We start from the raw sequence: 16,050 nt of genomic DNA, 5'->3' as shown, positions 1-16,050 counted from the left end.
GTTCATTTCACTTTCCGGTATATCTTTTGTTTGAGACTGATTTCCGCAAAGCTGCGGCTATGCTGCGAAAACATGAGCGACTCCTTGTCGCCCAGGCCAAGAAAACCAAAGGCGCTCAAACTCTGATGAAAGAGGTCGACCACTTTGTTTTGCAAGCTCTGATTAAAATACATGATGACGTTGCGGCAAATGATGAGCTGAAACTCGTTGAACGATCCGTCGGTGGCGAGATTGTGCGGTGAGAACACCACGTTTTCGCAAAGGCTTCGATCGAACAATGCGCCGTCGTGTTTGGCTGTGTAATATTCCGAGAACGCTCCTTTGCCTCCTGCCTGAAGATAGTTTTGTGTGTACGTCTTCATCGCGGGCAACGCGAAGATACCTTGTCGCGCCAGCTGCAGCGAGTGCTGGTTGATGTCTGTGGCATAGAGAATGGACCGGTCCAGCAAACCTTCCTCTTTCAACAGGATGGCGATGGAATATACTTCCTGCCCCGTGGCACAACCGGCAATCCAGATTTTTATGACGGGATAGGTTGCCAGCTGCGACACCACTGCGTCGCGCAGCGCTTTGTAGAACAGTGGATCGCGAAACATTTCGGTGACGGTGACCGACATGGTTTGCACAAATTCTTCAAACACATGTTCATCGTTCATCAACACCCTTCCCAGTTCGGTGGCGGTGTCGATGCGTTTAATTTCCATGAAGTGAAGAATGCGCCGGCGCGCCGAAGGTTCGGCATATTCGGTGAAGTCATAGCCATACATAAAGCGAATGGCTTCCAGCAGTCCTTTGTATGCTTTGTCATCAAGAGTGTTGCTCATTCTTTTTCCTATTTATAAAGCCACACACGCATGAGTGAGAGCAGTTGTGCCACTTCCACCGGTTTCGAAACATAGTCAGACATGCCCACCGCCAGGCATTTTTCCTTGTCGCCCTTCATGGCCTTGGCGGTGAGGGCAATGATGGGCAGTTTTTTGAAGGCGTCGATCTTGCGGATTTCCTGCGTGGCCTCATAACCATCCATCTCGGGCATCATCACGTCCATCAGCACCAGGTCGATGGCGGGGTCGCGTTGAAGAATGTCGAGGGCCACTTTGCCGTTCTCTGCCGTCACGCACACAAGGCCTTCTTCTTCGAGGGCGTTGGTGAGCGAGTAGATGTTACGAATGTCGTCGTCCACCAGCAGGATTCGTTTGTCTTTCAGAATGGCATCGGCGTTGTGAAGTTTGCGGATGATGGATTGTTTTTCTTTTGGCAGCTGCGACTCCACACGATGGAGAAACAGAATGGTTTCATCGAGCAGCCGCTCCTGCGAGTTCGCAGTTTTCAGCACCACGGTGTCGGCCAGTTTGTTGAGCCGCTGGGTGTCTTCTTTCTTAAGATCCTTGCCCGTGTAGACGATGATCGGAATCCGGTTGAGCGTATCGTTGGCGCGAATTTTTTCCATAAGGTCAAACCCCGTCATGTCGGGCAGGCCGAGGTCGATGATCATGCAGTCAAACCTTTCATGCTGCAACAACGCATACGCTTCTTCGCCCGAATGCGCGGATACGGATTTGATGTCGCCGCCGCCAATGTGTTCGCGGATGGCGTGGTTCTGTTGAGCGTTGTCTTCAACGATGAGAAGTTTCTTCAGCCTCCGCTGTGTGAAGTTTTCGATGCGATCAAACGCCTGACGAAGATCCTCAATGGAAACGGGTTTATGGAGATAGTCGAACGCGCCTAGTAGCATACCTTCTTTTTTCTTGTCGTAGGCCGAAATGATTTGCACGGGGATGTGTCGCAGATCCGGATCGTTCTTTATCTGGCGGATCACTTCGTCGCCTTCCATCACGGGCAGGTTCATGTCGAGCAGAATGGCCACGGGCCGGTAGTGACGCGCATAGCTCACGCCCGTGTTGCCTTGCGATGCGATCACACCTTTGTAACCGCGCTCGTGAATGAAGCTCAACAACACCTGTGCAAATTTTTCGTCGTCTTCAATAACCAGCACCACCTTGTCGGCCTCGGCAATGGCATGACGATCGTCCACGCCGTTTGCCTGCAATGCGATATCCTCTCTGGGAATTAGGTTGTGCGACGCCGGTGTTCGTTCGGGTCTTTCTTTTACCGACACGAGTTTGTCGCGTGTCACGCTCAGCGTGGCATCGAATGTCGCGGGAAGAAAAAGCATGAACGTGCTGCCCACACCTTCTTCACTGTGCAGCTGAATTTCGCCACCGAGCACGCTCGACAATTCACGCGATATGGACAGCCCGAGTCCGGTGCCACCATACTTTCGTTTGGTCGAGCCATCGGCTTGCTGAAACGCCTGGAAGATGAGGTCGCGTTTTGCTTCGGCGATGCCGATGCCCGTATCGGTCACCTTAAACATGACCACACTCATTTGGTGTTGAAGGGCCGGGTTCTTAAACACGGCGTTGTCGGGCGCTGCGCCAACAGACAGGGTGATGGTGCCGCCCGCGGGTGTGAACTTGATGGCGTTAGACAACAGGTTCCGCAAGATCTGCTCTACGCGCTGGTGATCGGTGGCCAACGTAGCACGTTGCCAGGCGCTGTCGATCACCACGTTGAACGTGAGCGACTTTGCAAGGGCCATTGCCGACACCATTTCCTGGACAGTCTGCGCCAGCCCCGACACGGACACAGGCTCGATGTCGAGTTCCATTTTGCCTGCTTCAATTTTGGAAAGGTCCAGAATTTCGTTGATGAGGTTGAGCAAGCCCGTGCCGGAGGTATGGATGTTTCGCGCGAAGTCCACCTCTTTTGCCGTCATGCTTCTGTTCTTATTTTCCGACAGCAGTTGCGCGAGGATGAGAATGCTATTGAGCGGTGTGCGCAACTCGTGCGACATGTTGGCCAGGAATTCGGATTTATAACGGCTGCTCATTTCCACTTCCTGAGCCTTACGCTCAATTTCCGTTTGTGCATTTTGCAACGCATGTTTCTGGCTGCTCAGCTGGTTTGCTTTTTCTTCAAGGTCCACGTTCATGTGTTCAAGTTCCGTCTGCTGGGCCTTGAGTTCCACCTCCGAACGTTCCAGCATTTCGGTTTTTGCATGAAGCTCGTCGTTAAACTTTTTCAGTTCATCCTGCTGCACTTCCAGTTCTTCGGCCTGGCGCAGTGTTTCTTCCAACAAGCTTTTAGCACTTTCCCGGGCCTGCGACGACATGACGGCCACGGCAATGCTATCGGACACGCGCTGAAGATACTCCAGCTGTTGTTCGTTGAATGCTTTGAGTGAGCCCAATTCCACCACGCCGATCACCACATTTTCGAACAGAAACGGAAAGGCCAGAATGAACTGCGGGCGCACCGCACCAAACGTGGTGTTCACCACATAGTGTTCGGCATGGAGACCCGACAAAATCATGGTTCGTTTTTCGGCAGCCACTTCGCCCACAAAGCCCTCGCCAAAACGAATCACCGGGTGAAGCGTGTCCTTCTCTGACGACGCGAACGACGACGCCAGCCGAAGTGACGCACCATCGCTTTCGGTTACATAAAACGTAGCCAGGGGTATGTCGAGATAGCGCGTGAGTCGTCGCAGCACTTCGTGACCCAACTCGCCCACGCTCTTGTCGCCTTGCATGCCGCGGATCACTTCGCCCGTGCCGGCGAGGATCCAGTTTTTGTCGGAGCTCTGCTTCTCCAGCCTTCGCAGATTTCTGAGGTTCGACGAGATGATAACATAGACCACCGCGAGCACCACTACCATCACGCCGAGCAACACGATGAAGAGCGTAGAAAAATTTTGTACTTCGTCGTCGTTTTGTTGTTTGCGCGCTATCATCAACGCTTCCTCCATTTTTCGCATCGCGCCGACCTGCGTTCTGATTTCGGTCAGGATGTGGCTGCTCTCCAGCGTGGGGGCCACCAGTTGCGCGCTTTCCGAACCTTGCCGACGCATTTCGATATAGGCTTTGAGTATGGCCTGATGATCGTGCGTGAGAACCTCCAGTCGCGCGATGTTGCGTTGCTGTGTCGGGTTGTCGACGGTGAGCTGGCGCATTTTTTCAAGGTGCGTGCTCACATTCAAAATGGCCACACCAAAGGGTTCGAGAAAGTCCTCGTTGCCGGTGATCACAAAGCCCCGCGCACGACCTTCCGCCTCCACCTCGTTGAGGATGATCTGCTCGCATTCATTCAACACCTCGTGTGTGTGGGTAACCCAAAACGCCGTGTCGATAAACTTGTCGCTGTTCCGGAACGAGGCCACGGCCACCACGGCGAGAATCACACAGCACAATACAAATCCACCGAGAATTTTTCTGTCAAGTCCGATTTTCATAACGATGTCTTTAAAGAAAATACTGCCACTAAAAACGCACAGCGCCTATTGAGTGATGATCCATGCTGAACCCGTGTGCAGGGGGATGTGATCGTATCGCAAGGGACACAACCGCCGCCGAATCGAAGAGACTTCGCGCGGAATACATTTCAGATAACGCCACCATCAAACCAGCGTGTTTAGTTTCTAATCCTTTACCACAAAAAACTAACCTCACTTGGACTTGGATGGGCAATGGAATATAGGAAAAAATTCTGCACAGGGTCGAAATCGTGAAGAAGTTTTTATGAGCGGTCGGCAAAGACGTTACCCGGAATCAAAATCTTGGGCGCAGGAAGTGAAAACAACGGCGGCGTATTATCTTTAGATCACATTCATTATCCAACCAACCCTCATGAAAATTTGCGTAGCCCAAACCCGGTCCGTAAAAGGCGACATCGCAGGCAACATTCAGCATCACAAAAAATACATCGACCACGCTATTGCATTCGGCGCAGACCTCATCATTTTTCCGGAGCTTTCCTTAACGGGATATGAACCCACCGTGGCCAAGGCACTGGCCACTACCCCAGACGACAGCCGCCTGGATGGTTTTCAAACTCTGAGCAACACCGGCAACATTGTGATCGGTGTTGGCGTGCCCACGCAAAACACCACGGCACCTTCCATCAGTATGATTCTCTTTCAACCTAAAAAAGCGAGACAAACCTATTCCAAAAAATACCTGCATGCCGACGAAGATCCGTTCTTCGTGAGCGGACCAAACTACACCGACCTCTCCGTGAAAGACACAGCCGTGGCGTTGGCCATTTGTTATGAATTGTCTGTGCCCGAACATGCTGAACATGCGTTGAAGAACGGCGCCGGTGTTTACATTGCCAGCGTGGCCAAGTCGGCAACGGGTGTGGAGAAGGCCAGCAAAAGTTTGTCGGACATTGCCCGCAAATATTTCGTGCCCGTGCTGATGGCAAATGCCGTAGGACAAAGCGATGATTTTATGAGCACGGGGAATTCGTCTGTGTGGAATTCGCGTGGTCAACTGCTGAAGCAACTGGACGATACACGCGAAGGCCTCCTTGTGTTCGACACCGAAACACAAAATGTGATTGAAAAGATTCTCTAACAGCGACCAACCTAGGCCACCGGCACAGGAAAACGGCTTTTGAAATCGAACGCATGCGCGGTGGGGCCATGCTCCTGCAAATGCGCCAAACGCTCCACGGCTTCGGCAACGGTGGGCTGGTGGCCGATGGGCACATACCAAAAAGCCATGAACGGCTTCCCGAAATTTTCAAACCATGTGCGCCGCTCACGCATCACCTCCACGTGACGTCCCTTGTAGACATACTGCTGAAGGGCCTCCATGTTTTCCCACACCGACATGTTGATGATGATGCGGTCGTCGCCATAGGGATTGAAGGCCGTGGCGTTGTTGTATTCGTCCTTTAGCCGCCACACAAATCCCGGGCTGCCCTCGGCCAGGGCGTTCACCTCATCCAGTTGGGCAACAAAACTTGCCATGATGGGGTCGTTCATGTCTATGCCTTTGATTCTTCCAATATTGATTTGTGCCAGATGCATGCCGGGGGTATTTATGTGAGTTGAGATGACCAAACTTCGTCTAACGGGCAAACCTGGCATTGGATGCAAGCGGACGTGCTTTTTCGTTGAGGCGTCCCTTATTTTTTTCGGCGGCTCAAAGATTTAACTTAACCTTAATCAATCTGCCGGCCGTTCGCGGTGACACCGTTGTGTGTTCTTTGTACTTTCGCGTGTGGTTCCCTAAAACGATTGAACATGAAGAAAATCCTCATCGCGTTGTTCTTTGCCCTGGCCTTTGCCGGCGTATATTGTCAAGCCCAAACCAGATCCGGCATGCTTTATCTCACCCGCTACACAATTTCCCAGGACCGTGACCAGGTTGGCGTGGTTACCACCACCGCGGGCCAGATCAAGTTCGTGACGCTGAGCGGCGCCCATGCGCAGGCGTTCAAGGTCGACAAGAACCATCAGCTGATTGTGCGTCGCGACAAACTCGATAAGGCACTCACAGTCTTTGACGTAACGCTCACCGTGGCCACATCGGCAGGCCAGTTCACAGAAACGGTGAGCCTGGTGAAAGATGATTTTATACGCAACAAAGTTGTTGCCCACCGCGGTGCGTGGAAAAACACTGGCGCTACCGAAAATTCCATTGCCGCGTTGAACCACGCCGTGGCCCTGGGTTGTGAAGGCAGCGAGTTCGATGTGCACATGTCGGCCGATTCACTGCCCGTCATTCATCACGATCCTTCCATACAAGGCGTGTCCATTGCCAAAACAACATCCGATGTTTTGCTGGCACTAAAGCTTTCGAATGGCGAAACGTTGCCCACACTCGAAAACTATCTGAAGGCCGGACAGCAGCAAAACAAAACCAGGCTCATCCTCGAGATAAAAGCCTCCGAGCTAGGCAAGGAAAGTTCCATCGCGCTCACGCGTAAAATTATGTCGATCGTTGAACGGTTGCGCGCGCAAGGGTGGGTCGACTACATCAGCTTTGACTATGATGTGTGCCTGGAGGTGATGAAACTTGCCCCCTATGCCCACGTGCAATACCTGACCGGCGATAAAACTCCGGCCGAACTTGTTGCCGCAAAATTCTCAGGCCTCGACTATCATTTCAGCATCTATCAAAAGAACCCCGACTGGATCCGCGACGCACTATCGAAAAAGCTGATCGTGAACGTGTGGACGGTGAACGACAAAACGCTGATGGAAAATCTTTTGGCGCTGCACGTCGACCTCATCACCACCAACGAACCCGAGCTTCTGCTGTCGCTGATCAAGGCCAAGTGATGGAGGTTCACGTGTAACAAAACGTTTACACTTTGGCCGTTCCCATGCGTAAATATTTCGACTGTCGTTACGTCGCGTGACGGGTAACAACATCGCCCCGACTGATCCTGGTGGCACAGAAACAAAAATAGACGCAGAAGCATAGCCAAGGCACGCGCATTCCCAGAAGGAAGCGCGTGTCTTTCGTTTTCAGGGCCATTCACCCGAAAAGAATCTTTCTCCAAGGTGCAACCTTTCCGCAGAGCAGGGTATCCTTACCATTAACCACCCTAACCCCTACCTCATGCTGTATCACAACCTTCTGCTGGCTCTCCGGAGCTTTCGCCGCTACAAAGGCTCGTTCATCATCAACCTTGCCGGGCTGGCCTCGGGGTTTGCTTGTGCATTTCTGATCTACCTCTGGGTGGCCGACGAACTTAGTGTGGATGCGTTTTTTGAAAACGACAGCCAGCTCTACCAGGTGATGAAAACCTATCCCAACGCCGACGGCACCATTAGCACGGGCGAGGAAACACCGTCGCTGCTGGCACCCCTGATGGTTGACGATGTGCCGGAAGTGGAAGCGGTGGTGTCGACCATTGGCCGAAGCACAGGCACACTGACCCTGGGCGACAAACACATGAAAGCACGACCCCACTATGTGGGCAAAGATTTTTTCAAGGTCTTCTCCTACGATCTGCTGCACGGAGACCGGCAAAAATCGCTGACCGAAAAATACGGCATCGTCATCACCGACGTGCTGGCCCTGAAGCTCTTCAACACTACCGACGACGTGGTCGGAAAAACGCTGGCCTGGGAGGGCGAAAATCCTGAACTGAAGGGCGCCTACACCGTGACCGGCATTGTGAAAGCACCCCCGGCCAACGCCTCCTTTCAGTTCGATGTATTGTTTTCGTATGCCGTATACTACAACACGTTCACAGAAAAATTCGGGTTGGCGTCGTGGTACAGCAACAGCTCGCACACTTACGCGCTGCTGAAGGCCGGCACCGATGTGGATGCGCTAAACAACCGACTGAAAGACTACAGCGTTGCGAAACACAAACAGCTGCACGGTTCCGAAGGGCTTGAGTGGGAAGGTCGTGTGTTTCTGCAACAATACTCCTCCAAATATTTGCACGGTGCCTACGTGAACGGCATGCCTTCGGGCGGGCGCATCGAATATGTGCGTTTGTTTTCGATCATCGCCGTGTTCATTCTCGTCATCGCCTGCATCAACTTCATGAATTTGTCGACGGCGCAAGCCTCGCGGCGGATGAAAGAGATTGGCATCAAAAAATCCATTGGTGTGGGGCGTTATGGTCTCGTGTTTCAGTACCTCTGCGAGTCGGTGGTGCTGTCGTGCCTGGCGCTGGTGCTGGCCCTGATCGTTTCCGTTCCGCTGCTTTCATTCTTCAACGACATCACCGGCAAACACGTGACTCTTGATGTCAACACCGGTCTTGTTGTGTTTGCGCTGGGTGTGGCCGTGGCCACCGGCATTCTCGCCGGAAGTTATCCGGCCTTCTACCTTTCTGGATTCAACACGGTGGCCGTGCTGAAGGGACAGCTGAATTCGAAGGGTGGCGAGTCGTGGATTCGCAAGGGATTGGTGGTATTTCAGTTTTCAATCTCCATCGTTCTCATCCTGTCGGTGCTGGTGGTGTATAAACAAATCTATTTCATCCAGACAAAAAATCTCGGCTACAACCGCGACAACATCCTCCTGTTCACCAACGAAGGCAAGGCCCGCAACCACATGGAAACGTTTCTCGCCGAACTGAAAAACATTCCCGGTGTGGTGAACACGGCCAGCATGGGCGGCGACCTGTTTGGCTATCATGGTGGTGGCGGTGGTGTTTCGTGGGAAGGGAAACAGCCAGATCAGGGCGTGGAGTTTGGCGCCATCTATGCAGACTACAACCTGCTGGAATTGCTGGGGCTTGAGCTGGTGGCGGGAAGAACCTACTCGCGCGATTTCAAAACCGATGCCGACGCCGTCATCTTCAACGAAACGGCCATTGCCACCATGAACCTAAAAGATCCCGTGGGGAAAACCGTTGTGATGTGGGGACACGAAAAAAAGATCATCGGCGTGGTGAAAGACTTTCACTACGAATCGCTTTACCATCGCGTTGAACCTTTCTTCTTCCGCATGCCTGACGAACCCGGCGAATGCGAAAACATTCTCGTGAAGATCAAAGCCGGTGCCGAACGCGAAACCGTTGCGCGCATCCAAAAATTCTATTCCACCTACAACGAAGGCCTCCCGCTTGAATACCGGTTCATGAACGACGACTTCAACAAGCTCTATGCTTCGGAACAGCGTGTGGCTTCACTGTCGCAATACTTTGCCGGCATTGCCATTCTCATTTCGTGCCTGGGGTTGTTTGGCCTGGCCGTGTTCACGGCCGAACGGCGGGTAAAGGAAATCGGCATCCGCAAAATACTGGGCGCATCGGTGGCGGGCATTGTCTATTTGTTGTCGGGCGAGTTCACCAAAATTGTGCTGACCGCCATCATCATTGCCCTTCCGCTCAGCTATATGCTGGCCGCACAATGGCTTGACAGTTTCGCCTTCCGCATCGAACTGCAATGGTGGTATTTCGCCGGCGCCGCGTTGCTGGCCCTGGTGGTGGCGTGGCTCACGGTAGGCACGCAGGCCCTGAAGGCGGCCACGGCCAATCCTTCCAATAGCTTGCGTTCGGAATAAGTTTTTTGGCCGGGGTGAAAGGACAACGCTCCCCCGGCAAACTTTCCTTTCATCAAAAGCAGGTACCAATATTTTCACGGCGCAGTTCAGAATTGCCGGCAATGCAGTAATTTGTGCGGCTGTAACTCAAACGTCTGCGCTATGAAAGAGTACAAACTGGAGTGGTGGAAAATCCTGTGCATTGTTCTGCTCTACTATTCGGTGGTGGGCGGATTTCTGTTGCCGGTGCCGCGGCTGTTCATTCTCAACGAAAGTATTCGCCTTTTCTATTTTCACTTTCCGATGTGGTGCACCATGCTGTTGCTTTTTCTGCTCTCGGTGATCTATTCCGTGAAGTATCTGCGCACGGGCAGCCTCCCGCACGACGACTTCGCTGTGGAAGCGGCCAAGGTTGGGGTGTTCTTTGGGGTGCTGGGGCTGGCCACCGGCATGGTGTGGGCTAAAGCCACGTGGGGCGCGTTCTGGACCAACGATCCAAAACTTAACAACACCGCCATCGGCCTCATGATCTATGTCGCCTATTTTGTGTTGCGCGGATCGCTGCAAGACGAAACCCAGCGCGGACGATTAAGCGCCGTCTACAACATTTTTGCTTTCGCCATCCTCATCCCGCTCATCTTCATTCTTCCGCGCATGACCGACTCGCTTCACCCCGGCAACGGCGGCAATCCCGGCTTCCGCTTGTTCGACACATCGCACGACATGAAACTGGTGATCTACACCGCCGTCGTTGCTTTCTGTTTGTTGGGATGGTGGATCACGACACTTTTACTCCGATTAAAAACCTATTCACGACTGCAAGATGAAATGGACTAGACTGCTTTTGCTTTTCGGCATCCTTTGCCTTTCGGCACAAGGCCATGCTCAAACGTCAGGAACACCCGAGATGGCCGACGCGCTGCGAAGCGATGGAAAAATATACACCGTGGTGGTGGGGCTGGTCATCATTCTCACCGGTGTGATTTTTTATCTCATCCGGATCGACCGGAAAGTTCAACGGATCGAAAAAAATCAGAAGAAACAGTAGCGAGCCTGTTGTGAAGGAAACGCACGTTGGCGCAACAGCTTCTGCATTTTTTTAATCAGAGATTCTGCTTCGGTTGACCAACTTGTTTTTGCCAGTCCCTGCGATGCATCCCTTCACGCATCCCAACGACGGGTAAAACAAAGTCGTCCAACACAAAAGCAGAATCTCCAATCACAGTATCACACAACATCTATAGCTCACAACGTATTTGGTTGCAATCTGACGGCGGCAGGCGTTGTCGCGTTGCCGGCGAGGGGTAAGCATAGTTTTTCGGGCAAGCTCCAGATGATCATTTTCAGGTTCACCTTTTCAAGCTTGTCGCTGCCTTCCTTGATTTTCAAAAATTGATTCACGCCAACGTTCTTAAAAACCTGAACGTTTTTGCTGCCGTGCCATTTAATTTCAATCTCGTCGATGACGTTGGCTTGTCCCACACCAATTTCACGGCGCAGTGGCGATGCACCAAAGCTGCCACCCGAATTCACGTCGCGGTAAACGCTGCGCTTCACGCCGTTTTCGGTGAACGTGATTTTCAGGCTTGTGCCAATAGCTCCCCGGTTGGCTTCGGTGCCTTCGAGCTTCAGACAGATCCACCGGTTGTTGCTTTGCCCCGGGTTTAGGAAGAACGAGTTCTGATAGGCGTCGCCGGGAAAGGCGCCACCCATTTCAATGTAGATGTCCTGGTCGCCGTCGTTATCCATGTCGGCAAATGAAACGCCGTGACCTTTCTGAAGATGTCCCACCCTGGCCGAGGTGGTGACGTCGGCAAATTTTTTACCTCCCAGGTTCTTAAACATTTTGTTTGGAACAAGCGATTTGTAGTCTGGATTGCCTGTACCCAGATACATGTCGAGCCAGCCATCGTTGTCGATGTCGCCAAAGTTGGAACCCATGGCAAACGTGTTGCGCGTGAGGCCCAGGCTATCGGCTACGTTGGTGAACGTGCCGTCGTGGTTGTTGTGATAGAGCAACATCTTTTCGGGATTGCCCGCGGGAACGTGAAGTTTCTCGGCTGCGGCATAATAGGCCAGCGTGTTTTTAAAGGAATAGTCGCACGCAAAAATGTCGAGCCAGCCGTCGTTGTCATAGTCCCAGAACCAGGTGGGGAATGTGTTGCCATGCGTGTTGCCAACGCCGGCGCTGTGGGTCACATTCTCGAATGAAATTTCCTGTCCGTGAAGTCCCATGTTTTTCAACAGAATGCGTTCGCCGTTCATGGTGGAGAGAAAAATATCTTTCCAGCCATCGTGGTCATAGTCGCCCGAGGTAACGCCCTTCACATAAGCCAGCACATTGGAGCCCGTCTTGGCGGCCACTTCGCGGAATGTGCCGTCGCGGTTGCTGATGTAAAATTCACAGTAATGCGGCACTTCAAACGGCGCGAGCACCGACTCGTTGCCGATGTAAAGATCGAGCCAGCCATCGTTGTTAAAATCATTCCAGGTCGCGGTTTGTGTGGGGTGATACGAGAGCAGGCCCGCCTCGGTAGTCACATCGGTGAAGGTGCCGTCGCCGTTGTTGCGCAGCAGGGAGTTGGGTTCTTCGCCAAATTGTTTTTTCCAGGCACCGCGCAGCACCAGCACATCCACAAAACCGTCGTTGTTATAGTCGGCCTGCACCATGTTCAAACCACCGCTGATACCCTTGAGGCCAACCTGGTTGGAACGATCGGTGAAGGTGCCGTCGCCGTTGTTCTTGAAGTAGTGCATGGCTTCTTCGGTTCCCATGCCGCTGGTGAGCAGATCGAGGTAGCCGTCGTTGTCAAAGTCTTCGACCACGCTGCCGCCTGCCATGTTTTTCACATCCAGCTTCAGGTCGGCCGCCACATCCTGAAAAGGATTGACCTTCACGGTGGTGTCGCCTTCGAGACCGGGGATTAAAAATTTGGCGGGCACGCTTTTCGGATATTCACCCAATGTCATGTAGGCCAGATTCAACAACCAACCTGACTCAAAATCATTGGGATGTCTGGTCAGCAGGCGTTGATAAATTTCGATCGCCTTGCGGGAACCCGTGGGGTCGCTGTGCACACCCATGCCCTTCACCGGCATGAGGCACGACTCGGCCGCATGGTTAGAGATGCAATTGGCACGCTCACCCTGACGCAGGTAAGCCACGGCCAGATCTCTCCAGGCCAGCTCCACCTGCGCTTCGTTGTCTTCTTTCACAATGCCTTCGAGCAGGGCAATGGCTTTTTCTTCTTCGCCCAACTCTAGCAGGATGTTGGCCTTCAGATATTGACAATAGCGGATCTGGCTGGGTGTGCTGTGCTCCAGGCTCAGCAGCGAGTCCATATATACCAACCCAGCCTCTGGATAAAATTGGTTTGCCGGACGGTGAGATGCCTTGTGCACTTGATCGAGGATCGAAACCATTTCGTCGTGACACGCATTCTTTTTCGCACACGACCACGCGGTCGCAAGCATCACCACAGCGAGAGAAAGTATAGCAAGTAGTTTTCTTTTCATAGTGTTTTTTGTTTTCCGGGAAAATCGCGGAAGCAACGATCAAAGAGATCATAAGGAATAAATGCCCGGGTGTGACCGTGAGTCTTTTTCTGTGTGCATGGCGTGACCTTGCATGACAACGTTAGCGTTGTGCACATTTCAAAAAGACGGTGATCAGTAGCGAGCGTTCCGTTGGGTTCAGAAATGAAATGTGATGTCTTTGCCGCATGCGCGGAAAAACAAATGCGATCATTCCTGTTCGCAAACAGACTTGGAAAATTCTAGAGTAAGAATCCGGAAAGGGTCAGCCTCGTTCAGGAGGATGCGGAATGGATGGGTAGAAATCGGAAATCGAAAAAATGACGGCGGTGGTTTTCTCCACACCATTCACCCAGCCTAGCGACACCGAGCGGATGGAGAAAGCCTGCACAACATAATCTTTGATGAGGATGGGAAGTTTGAAACCGGCGCTGCGTTCGGTGGGCTTGCCGTTGAATGTTTTCACAAAACTCACCCACGAGTCTTCGATGGTTTTGCGTTGCTGATCTTTCACACACACCAGGAAGAGGGTGTCGCGCGAATAGCGTTGTTTCACCAGGCGATAGAATTCACCGTCGCGTTCGAAGGAGCCGTCTACACGCTCGAACCGGCTGGCGTCGGCTACGTAGGGAATGGCTATGGGCACCTTGATGAGGATGGTTTCGGATGGATCATAATCCTCGGCATCCAGCTTTTCAAGCATCTCGCGGTCGTTTTGATACGCCATTCCCAGGAACAGACCATAATAGCCGATCACGTGCACAAACACGAGGATGGAGAACAGTATCGAGAAAAGTCTGGTCACTTTAAATACAGCCCATTAGGATTTATTAAAAGTAAAGCAAAGTCCCGAACAATCAAAAGAAGACACAGCCCCGCACCCAGACATTATTCCTCCACCCCACAACGCGGCCGGCGGACGTACCCCCGGTTTCGGGTGGGGCAATGAATGTGTGTTCGGTTGCGGATGCATGTGTTTACCACCAGAAGGGTGTTGTGGAACGGCCAACCAGCCGCTGCCGCAATCGGCCCCGCAGAATGTCGCGTTTGCACGTTTTTCAAATGTTGGTAAGGTCGTAAATTCGTTTCCAGATCCTGCTGCTAAAAAGTGACAGGCAACCCGGTTTCAAAACAACAAATCCCGATCCCTATGAACAGCACGCTCGCCGCCAACATCGATGAATACATCGCCGGTTTCCCCAAACCCATTCAGAAAAAACTGGAAGACATGCGGGCCACCATCAAAAAGGCCGCACCCCAGGCCGAAGAGGCGATCAAGTATGCCATTCCCACATTCGTGTTGCATGGCAACCTCGTGCACTTTGCTGCCTTCAAAAATCACATCGGTTTTTATCCCGCACCCCAAGGGCTTGTGGCTTTCAAAAAAGAACTCTCCGGCTACGAAGGCGCCAAAGGGTCGGTGCGCTTCCCGCTCGATCAGCCGTTGCCGTTGGCCCTGGTGACCAAGATTGTGAAGTACAGGGTGAAAGCCACACTGGAAAAAATGAAAGCAAAAGAAAAACCCAAAAAGAAGGCTGCCGCCGCGAAGTAGCCGGCAAACTACACTACCTCCTTCACCAGCGGCACACGCACCAACACCCAACCCAGGGCAAAGCTGGCGGCAACAGACAGTGTGCCCGTGATCGCAAACTTGACGAGCGACGGCAGATGCACATCCTTCAATAACAACGCCATGAGCAACAACACCAGCGGGTGAATGATGTAGACGGCATAGGCACTCCGTGAACATTCTTTTGCCACCGCACCCTGCTCGTTTAACCGCCGCTTCGCAATGCCCAGCCACGCCATGACGAGCGCCACACCGAGCAACTGCTCCCACACGGCGTTCACAAACGACTGAATGGTGGCCCCTCCCAAAAATGCATTGAGCTCCGCGTGTGTCACAACCTTCAGCGCATAGATGCACGGAAAGCCCACAAACACCAGCAGCAACGCCACGCGTCGCCACACCTTTCCTTCTTCATAGGTGATGGCCGCCAACCATTGATTTTTGTAGGCTACAATGCCCACCACAAACAACGCGATGTACTGTGGAAAGTGAGCGAACTGAAACCCCACCGGCTCAAGCGTCCACCCGATAGGAAACACGATGCGCACCAGAAACGACACCACGCCCAACCCCAACGCAAAAAGAAAAATCGTGAAGCGCACCGGCAACGCCAATGTTGCTTCGGTTGTGTTGACCGCAAAACGTTTTGCCACCACATACACCGTCGTGAACAACAACAACGCCGCGGCAAACCACAACACGCCAAGGCTGATCCACTGTTCGCGGTGAATGAACACATCGGCCCACGTGATGGGTCGCTCCTGCCCCATCGACACCAACATGTAAATCATGACCGGCGTGATGACCAGCGAATAAAATACCATAGGAATGCCCAGCCGCTTCAACCGGTCGAGCATGAAGCGCGCCGCACCCTTGCGAGCAATCGAAGCTGGAATGAAATAGGACGACAACAAAAAGAAGAAGCCCATAAAAAATGCCTGATTGGTAGACACAAACACCGTAAGCAACAACCCCGACACCAGCCCATCGGCCGGCTCGGAATAATACCACCCGCCCGGGCCGCCATAGGTGATGGCCGTGTGATGAAGAATGACGAGCACGGTGAGCAGGATGCGGATGTTGTCGATGTAGGTTTCGCGGGTTTTCAAGGGGTGTGATGTTATGTATCTCCAATGGACTACG

At 52.7% G+C, this 16,050-nt stretch carries 12 protein-coding genes; 6 read left to right on the top strand and 6 right to left on the bottom strand.

The features are described from left to right. Positions 1–2: 2 nt before the first annotated feature. Both JI741_RS06070 and JI741_RS06065 read right to left on the bottom strand, forming a co-directional pair. Entirely contained in the window at positions 3–824 is an 822-nt protein-coding gene (locus JI741_RS06070; protein WP_202008158.1) for a CheR family methyltransferase, read from the bottom strand. 8 nt (positions 825–832) lie between these two features. Continuing rightward, positions 833–4,294 (bottom strand): response regulator, encoded by a 3,462-nt coding sequence (locus tag JI741_RS06065; protein ID WP_202008157.1) that lies wholly within the window; start codon positions 4,292–4,294, stop codon positions 833–835. 394 nt (positions 4,295–4,688) lie between these two features. Between JI741_RS06065 and JI741_RS06060 the strand changes: the two genes are divergently transcribed. Further along, a complete protein-coding gene (locus tag JI741_RS06060) occupies positions 4,689–5,417 on the top strand; it encodes a carbon-nitrogen hydrolase family protein (protein WP_202008156.1) in 729 nt (242 codons plus the stop codon). Positions 5,418–5,428: 11 nt separating this feature from the next. On the opposite strand, the gene JI741_RS06055 is transcribed toward JI741_RS06060, so the two are convergent. Continuing rightward, positions 5,429–5,875, bottom strand: a complete 447-nt coding sequence (locus JI741_RS06055) for a DUF3291 domain-containing protein (protein WP_202008155.1) — start codon at positions 5,873–5,875, stop codon at positions 5,429–5,431. Positions 5,876–6,091: 216 nt separating this feature from the next. On the opposite strand from JI741_RS06055, the gene JI741_RS06050 reads away from it, so the two are divergent. From JI741_RS06050 to JI741_RS06035, 4 genes are all read left to right on the top strand, one after another. After that, a complete protein-coding gene (locus JI741_RS06050; RefSeq protein WP_236675914.1) occupies positions 6,092–7,132 on the top strand; it encodes a glycerophosphodiester phosphodiesterase in 1,041 nt (346 codons plus the stop codon). A gap of 283 nt (positions 7,133–7,415) precedes the next feature. Further along, entirely contained in the window at positions 7,416–9,824 is a 2,409-nt protein-coding gene (locus JI741_RS06045; protein WP_202008154.1) for an ABC transporter permease, read from the top strand. 141 nt (positions 9,825–9,965) lie between these two features. Further along, entirely contained in the window at positions 9,966–10,640 is a 675-nt protein-coding gene (gene ccsA, locus JI741_RS06040) for a cytochrome c biogenesis protein (protein WP_202008153.1), read from the top strand. After that, positions 10,627–10,851, top strand: a complete 225-nt coding sequence (locus tag JI741_RS06035; protein ID WP_202008152.1) for a CcmD family protein — start codon at positions 10,627–10,629, stop codon at positions 10,849–10,851. The genes ccsA and JI741_RS06035 overlap by 14 nt, the downstream gene beginning before the upstream one ends. Before the next feature lie 197 nt (positions 10,852–11,048). On the opposite strand, the gene JI741_RS06030 is transcribed toward JI741_RS06035, so the two are convergent. Beyond that, positions 11,049–13,319 (bottom strand): FG-GAP-like repeat-containing protein, encoded by a 2,271-nt coding sequence (locus tag JI741_RS06030; RefSeq protein WP_202008151.1) that lies wholly within the window; start codon positions 13,317–13,319, stop codon positions 11,049–11,051. A gap of 283 nt (positions 13,320–13,602) precedes the next feature. Then, complete coding sequence (locus tag JI741_RS06025; RefSeq protein ID WP_202008150.1) at positions 13,603–14,142, bottom strand: hypothetical protein; 540 nt, start codon at positions 14,140–14,142, stop codon at positions 13,603–13,605. Between the two features lie 345 nt (positions 14,143–14,487). On the opposite strand from JI741_RS06025, the gene JI741_RS06020 reads away from it, so the two are divergent. Continuing rightward, complete coding sequence (locus tag JI741_RS06020) at positions 14,488–14,889, top strand: iron chaperone (protein WP_202008149.1); 402 nt, start codon at positions 14,488–14,490, stop codon at positions 14,887–14,889. Positions 14,890–14,897: 8 nt separating this feature from the next. Here JI741_RS06020 and JI741_RS06015 read toward each other — a convergent pair whose 3' ends face one another. Then, entirely contained in the window at positions 14,898–16,016 is a 1,119-nt protein-coding gene (locus tag JI741_RS06015) for an acyltransferase family protein (RefSeq protein ID WP_202008148.1), read from the bottom strand. Between the last annotated feature and the right edge of the window lie 34 nt (positions 16,017–16,050).

This window comes from Chryseolinea lacunae (assembly GCF_016735595.1).
GTDB lineage: Bacteria > Bacteroidota > Bacteroidia > Cytophagales > Cyclobacteriaceae > Chryseolinea > Chryseolinea lacunae.
The sequence above is the reverse complement of the archived record's forward strand: the minus strand, read 5'-3'. Positions and strand labels throughout refer to the sequence as shown.

Excerpts from the sequence above, each read along its gene's own strand:
- JI741_RS06050 (WP_236675914.1), top strand. The coding sequence starts at position 6,092 with ATGAAGAAAATCCTCATCGCGTTGTTCTTTGCCCTGGCCTTTGCCGGC.
- JI741_RS06035 (WP_202008152.1), top strand. The coding sequence starts at position 10,627 with ATGAAATGGACTAGACTGCTTTTGCTTTTCGGCATCCTTTGCCTTTCG.
- JI741_RS06030 (WP_202008151.1), bottom strand. The coding sequence starts at position 13,319 with ATGAAAAGAAAACTACTTGCTATACTTTCTCTCGCTGTGGTGATGCTT.
- ccsA (WP_202008153.1), top strand. The coding sequence starts at position 9,966 with ATGAAAGAGTACAAACTGGAGTGGTGGAAAATCCTGTGCATTGTTCTG.
- JI741_RS06045 (WP_202008154.1), top strand. The coding sequence starts at position 7,416 with ATGCTGTATCACAACCTTCTGCTGGCTCTCCGGAGCTTTCGCCGCTAC.
- JI741_RS06070 (WP_202008158.1), bottom strand. The coding sequence starts at position 824 with ATGAGCAACACTCTTGATGACAAAGCATACAAAGGACTGCTGGAAGCC.
- JI741_RS06065 (WP_202008157.1), bottom strand. The coding sequence starts at position 4,294 with ATGAAAATCGGACTTGACAGAAAAATTCTCGGTGGATTTGTATTGTGC.
- JI741_RS06055 (WP_202008155.1), bottom strand. The coding sequence starts at position 5,875 with ATGCATCTGGCACAAATCAATATTGGAAGAATCAAAGGCATAGACATG.
- JI741_RS06020 (WP_202008149.1), top strand. The coding sequence starts at position 14,488 with ATGAACAGCACGCTCGCCGCCAACATCGATGAATACATCGCCGGTTTC.
- JI741_RS06060 (WP_202008156.1), top strand. The coding sequence starts at position 4,689 with ATGAAAATTTGCGTAGCCCAAACCCGGTCCGTAAAAGGCGACATCGCA.